2 protein-coding genes are annotated in these 6,603 nt (G+C 44.4%); both read right to left on the bottom strand.

Annotated elements, in window-relative coordinates; translation table 11 throughout:
- Positions 1 to 457: 457 nt before the first annotated feature.
- Positions 458 to 766, bottom strand: a complete 309-nt coding sequence (locus WCM76_16555) for a hypothetical protein (protein ID MEI6767243.1) — start codon at positions 764 to 766, stop codon at positions 458 to 460.
- 99 nt (positions 767 to 865) lie between these two features.
- A complete protein-coding gene (locus WCM76_16550) occupies positions 866 to 6,139 on the bottom strand; it encodes a T9SS type A sorting domain-containing protein (protein MEI6767242.1) in 5,274 nt (1,757 codons plus the stop codon).
- Positions 6,140 to 6,603: the final 464 nt, after the last annotated feature.

Here is a 6,603-nt window from a genome sequence, read left to right as displayed (position 1 = left end):
AGAAGCCGGGCTTATGCTTCGGCTTCTTTCAAACTTTTACCGGACAACAGTGATTCAAATTATTGTTTTAGAATAGGATAAAGAAAAAGCAGCTGTTCTAAATGCCAACACGAATTTTAACATCTATTAACAATAAAGTGCCATTTTATCAAAATATTGACATGCTTACATTTGATTTCAGTACGAAATTAACATATGGAACCGAACTCGCAAAACGGTTTTTTGCCGATATGATATTATTTAGATAGGTTTGGGCGCATACCGGGCTGTGCTGATATTCAGTAACGGCAAAACTGCTTGACCCCTGTTATCAGCGGGTGCCAAGCAGTGTTGTTAGGTGATGATTAAAGTTTTACTTGTGTTGAATGGGCAATAAACACATGTGTTTGTATTAGATATAGAATATTGCACACAATGCATTTAATCTTTTCAGAACCCTTACGCAGATATATAATAATTATTCTGCGTGCTTTTCCTGCAAAATATTAACCTTTGCTTTTCGCAAGAAAAACAGCATTGCCGCGCCGGTATTTGTTGCGCCTCTTTCCAGGTATTTCATCTCTATGAGTTTGGCTCCGCTGTCATAGTCGGTCATTTCCATTAATATTGAGATGGAGTTACAACCTCTGCACTCAAGCATTGTATGGCTCTTATCCATTATTTTTTCTACATCGTCAAATTGTACTTCCGTATGCAACAACACCGTGTGGTTTGTTCTTACCATGCAATGTTGGCAATAGTGCTTTACTATCGAATTTTTTTTCATTTCAGCGCCTCTTTATCAGTCTGTTTGTCGTAATATGTAGTTGTTCAATATTGCTGTTTAGCAGCATTCAGTACAGCAATTTCAGTAATAATTATCGTGTCATTTTTTTATTAAAATTGTTGAATTCCTAAAATCGCCTGCAATCAATTCGGCAATGTATTTTCCGGTAGGAAGCTCTTTTAAATTAATCGCCAGGTGTTTGGTCTCAAAGGTGTATTCTGCGACTTTTTTTCCTTGGATATCAAATATATTCAGCGTTGCAGCACTATTGGTATAGTTCTTTATTTCCGCCACAAGCTCTGATGTGAAAGGGTTGGGGAAATACTGAACCTCAGGCTGAAGAGCGTTCTCGCTGCAGCTTACAGCCACCGGACTAAAGGTTTCAAAACGGCCATCAAAATCTGTTTGCGTAAGTCTGTAATAGGATAATCCGCCAATAGATTCCTGATCGTCCAGGCTGTAGTTTTGTATCTGGTTGCTGTTGCCGGCACCGTTTACTTGAGCAACCATTTGCCAGCTTTGTGCATCCTTACTGCGCTCAATGGTAAAATGGTCGTTGTTTGTTTCTGTTGCGGTTGCCCATTTCAGCAGTACAGCGCCGCCGTTGCATTCTGCACTAAAATCAAGCAGTTTGACCGGAAGCGGGTTTGCATTGTTTTTACTTCCAAACGTAATCGGACTGTAATTCGTAAATCCTGTTCCGCTTACAAAACCTTGTCCGTTAATTCCGGTAGTGCCGGCCGCAGTGCCTTGCATGGCTTCCCATTTCAAGGTTCCGCCGCAATTAGTGTAATGAGCCACTACAATATCCGATATATCCGTAATCATACTCTGAGCGGCGTTTTTCCAGAAGAGCGTAACTTCGGGGGTGGAACTCCCAAGGTCTCTGTTCAGATCCCAGTATTCTATTCCGCTCACATGATTAAGCTGGCTTTGGTCGCACATGTCTGAAGGGTCAAGATTGTGAGGTGCATACGTACGAAAGTATTCGCAGGTAAAGCGATCGGCGGTATTGGCAGGTGCGGTCATACCAAGTGGTGCCCAAATGGTATCATTACCGGCAATTTTTCCGACCGGAAAAATAATGGCATCATCTCCAGTCTTGCTCATCGGTCCTGATACAAAGCTGTGTGCCGTTCCTTCGTTGCATGTAGCGCTATCGCTGAGCGTCAGTGAGCCACTGTTGCCAAATGTTACTATTCCATTTACGAAAGAGATATTTCCTGAAACCAATGCGGGGCTGATAATTTTTATGCTGCCGCTGTTTTCCTGTTCAATAGCCATGTTATGGAATGCGCTGTTGCCTGGAAAAATAGACTGTTCGCTGTTGCCTGAAAATTTTATGGTTCCGGTTCCGGGAACAAAACTGCCAAGGTTTAACCAGTTGCCTTTCACGTCTATCAGGCTGTTGCCTGTAAGCGTAATCGATTTGCCCTGTTCGATTGTAACATTGTTGCAAGGCTCTGAACCCATCAGTACAGCGGGATTGAACTGCATACATGTGATATCATTGGAAATAATCACGTTGTTTGTCGCCGATGGATGATCTATCGGATGACTAAACGTATTACCGCCGTTGAAAACGAGCCAGTTTTCAGGCACTTCCCAATCATTGCTGTAGGTGCCGTACCATATCATATCACCAATACTCAGGCCTGTTGTTGCAGGCATTTGCAGGTTTACACTGATATTTCCGGAGGTAGTATTCGGGGTAGAAACGCACGATGCATTAGAGGTCAGCATGCAGCTGATCACGCTGCCATCGGCAGGCAAGTAGCTAAAAGTCGGCGCATTGTTTCCTGATGCAGTACCGCTCACATACCACTGATATACGGGTGCATTTCCACCGTTGGTTGCATTTGCGGTAAAGGTTGCCGGAACGTTCTCGCAATAGCTGTTAGATCCTGCCGCGATGCTAATTGCGGCATTGACTGAGGGAGTTACACTTAAAACCACTGCCGTACGGGATACGCTTATACATCCGACACCGCTTCTTGATTCGGCATAAAACGTACCTGCTTGTGCTGCCGCATACGAGGGCGAACCACTTTGCAGCAGTGTGCCTCCCGAAGGGGCGCTGTACCAATCAACGTCAGCACTTCCCTCTGGTGTTACCGATAATGTGGCAGGAAGGCTGCTGCTGCACTCACTTATATCGGAAATAAATGCCGGAGCAAGGGGAGTTGCCATCGATGTTATTACTGCCTGTCCTAAGTTCACGTCAGTTGCCGGTGCGCCTGTTTCGCGGATGTGCATTGCATATGTGCCTGCAGCAAGGGTAAATACATTGCTGCTTTGGTAAGAAGTCCCGTTTGATGAGTACTCATAGTTTTCATTAGTTTTGATAACGACATTGTCAATCGCATGCTGGTCATAATCCGAGCTTGTGTGTCCTGCAAATGCAATGTTCCATGTCGATTTGTTTGCCAGAATAAAGGCCTGTGGCAGGTCGTATGCCACAAATACATTCAGATTGTCAACTTTAACGTGTATTTTTCCTGCCGGGTTTATATATATAGAAATATGGCGCCAGGTATTGGTTCTGAAAAAATCAGATGATGAAGTAAAGGAGGTTAGGGGTGTGGGAGCGTCGTCACCTGCTGTGGGCTTCCAGTATAGATATACACCATGCGGCTGGTGACCGTCATCATTGTGTGTATCGAAAGAAATTACCAGAGCGCCGGGATCGCCGGTTTCACCATAATTGGAGGTAGATGTTATATTGCCATAGCTTACGCTCATTCCTTCGCCATGATTTCCGCCGCCTATAAGCATGTCGAAATCAATGTGTATACCTCCTGATTGATCGCATGGATTATCAAATACCACGGATCCTGCCTGATTTGACGATGCTGCTGTTAGTTGGCAATATCCGCTAGTTAAGGTCGCATTTCCATTGAGTGTGGCGATGTCGGGCAGTGAACTGAAATCTGCATCTACCCATTCGGTAGAACCGTCATTCACGGTAACAGTGCCGCTCCCCCCGCAGTTAACGGGATTATTGACGCTTAAGCTTGCTGCAGTACCCCGTGCGCTAATGGTCACCGTGCCGGAAGTCGCTGTCGCAGTGCTGGTACAGCCGGCATTGGAAGTCATCACGCAGGTGACGGTATTTCCGTTGGCCAACGAAGCATTCACATAAGTAGTAGTATTGTTTCCGACATTACTTCCGTTAAGTATCCACTGATAAGACGGCGTTCCGCCATTGGTAGGTGTTGCCGTAAAAGTTACCGAGGTTCCGGCGCAAATCGTCCCTGATGGTGATGGCGCAATAGAAACAGCAGGTATCAGGATTGGATTCACAACCATGGTGATGCCGTTTGACGTTGCGGTAGCTGTTGCCAGACAGCTTGCATTTGATGTCAGAATACAACTAATGATATTGCCATTTGCCAAACTGCTGCTTGTATAATTTACCGATGTAGCACCTGAAATATTTGTACCGTTGAGTTTCCACTGATACGCAGGTGTTGTTCCGCCATTGGTAGGTGTTGCAGTAAAAGTGACCGGGGTTCCGTCACAAATTGTTGTTGCACTTGCTGCGATAGAAACTGCAGGTGTCAATATCGGATTCACAGTCATGGTTACCGAGCCTGAAGTGGCTGTTGCCAGACCGGTACATACAGCATTGGGTGTCATCACGCAGGTGATTACATCATTATTTGCAAATGAAGTACTGACAAAAGTCGTTGTGTTATTTCCGGCATTACTGCCATTTAATTTCCATTGGTAAGTTGGTGTTCCGCCATTGGTAGGTGTTGCAGTAAAAGTGACCGAGGTTCCGGCACAAATTGTTGTTGCACTTGCTGCGATTGAAACAGCTGGTGTCAATATCGGATTCACCGCCATCGTTACGTTGCTTGTTGTTGCAGTGGTCGTGCTGGCACATCCGGCATTTGAGGTCATCACGCAGGTGACGGTATTTCCATTGGCCAACGAAGCATTCACATAAGTAGAAGCATTATTTCCGGCATTAATTCCATTTAATTTCCACTGGTAAGTGGGTGTTCCGCCATTGGTAGGTGTTGCAGAAAACGTTACCGAAGTTCCGGCACAGATTGCTCCTGATGGTGATGGAGCAATAGCAACTGCAGGTGTCACCACCGGATTCACAATCATGGTCACCTGGTTGGAAGTAGCTGTCGCCGGGCTGGTACATCCGGCATTTGAGGTCATCACGCAGGTGACTGTATTTCCATTGGCCAGCGAAGCATTCACATAAGTAGAAGTATTATTTCCGGCATTAATTCCATTTAATTTCCACTGATACGTCGGTGTTCCGCCATTGGTAGGTGTTGCAGTAAAAGTGACCGGGGTTCCGGCACAGATTGCACCCGAAGGAACGGCTGCGATAGAAACTGTGGGTGTAAGGAAGGTAATGGATACCGTAGCAGTAGTTGAGTTGCCGGATAAGTTGCCGTTGTAGCAAGTAGTTATGCACCTGTAGCTCGTGGTGCTTGAAATAGTGGAAGTATTGTACGTTGTTCCTGTTGCTCCGGTAAGATTGGACCAGGCTGAACCATCGGGTGATGATTGCCATTGGTAGGTAATCCCAATACCTGTTGTATATCCGCTCAGGGTGATTACCGAGCTTGCTGAGCAGGAACCGGAAGTAACAGAGGCCACTGCTGTTCCTCCGGCAGGTGTACCTGAACACTGGCCGGAAGGTGTAAATGTATATGTAAGACCATCGGCAAAATATTTTGCCGGGCTCTTACTTGTAAAACGGCATTTGGAATCATGGGCAGTTCCGGCAAGGGGTGAAGCCCATGTTTCGCTGCCTGTTCCTATCATAATATTTTTATAATCTGTATCGGAAGTGCGTATCCCGACTTCCGCAGTTTTATTCTGCTCATTTGTAGGATTGGTATTTAAGTTGTACACGAACTTCACAGCACCATTTACCGTATTTAAGCGAACCTGGAAATCGAAACTTTCAGACTGCCCGGCTCTTTTCATCTGCTTCCACTGAAATACTATTTCATCAGCAACTATTTGCCAACGCATCTCTGAGTTTGCGTTGCTGTTTGCACGGTCAAGGTCTTCACTGAAAGGGCATATGCATACACCTGAACCTACGATTGTACTGATGCCATCTGTGGCGGTTGTGCTTGGAGCGCTCCCGCCAAGGCTTAATATCCCGTTTGACGTTACATATACTGTTGTATAATTAGTACCTCCAAAAGGGAATGATGGAATTGTAATGGCCGAAGATACCCAACTGTTCATGGCACTGCTGCCGCTAATCAATAGCGTGCCGCCTGTTATGGTCGTATATGTACCGGATGAAGCGGAAAACGAATAAGCGTTTACCTGTGCTTTTAACGGAATAACTGTGATTAGGATTGAGATAAAGAGGATAAATCTTTTCATATTTCTGAAGTGCTTTATAGTAATGTAATTTGCTCATTATAGAGCGTTACCTCTGTCGGGAAAAGGAGCAAATTAATGCTCTAATCATGACAGCTACTTAAATACGACTTCAGAATGATATGCAGTAGGAATATTAATCAGATTTTAATAATGGGAATATTCCTTTGGCATTTCTACTGCAAAATTAGAAAAAAGTTACCCCTAAAACAACTATTATTATAGATAAACGTTGAATATGCGCACAAAATCAGTTGCGTAACTGATTAAAATTTAACATTTGTTAACATTAGAAATGCACATTTATTATGTTATGCTTAGCCAAAATGATGAAATTAACAAATCTTCCGCTTATCAAGATTGAAATATGGAGTCGCTTTTTGCTGCTGCATTGTTAATTTTCGATAATCAGTATCACTGTTGTCCGGTAAAAGTTTGAAAGAAGCCGAAGCATAAGCCCGGCTTCT

This window comes from Bacteroidota bacterium (genome assembly GCA_037133915.1).
Lineage (GTDB): Bacteria > Bacteroidota > Bacteroidia > Bacteroidales > CAIWKO01 > JBAXND01.
Note: the sequence above shows the minus strand (reverse complement) of the source record. Positions and strands in the feature narration are given on the sequence as shown.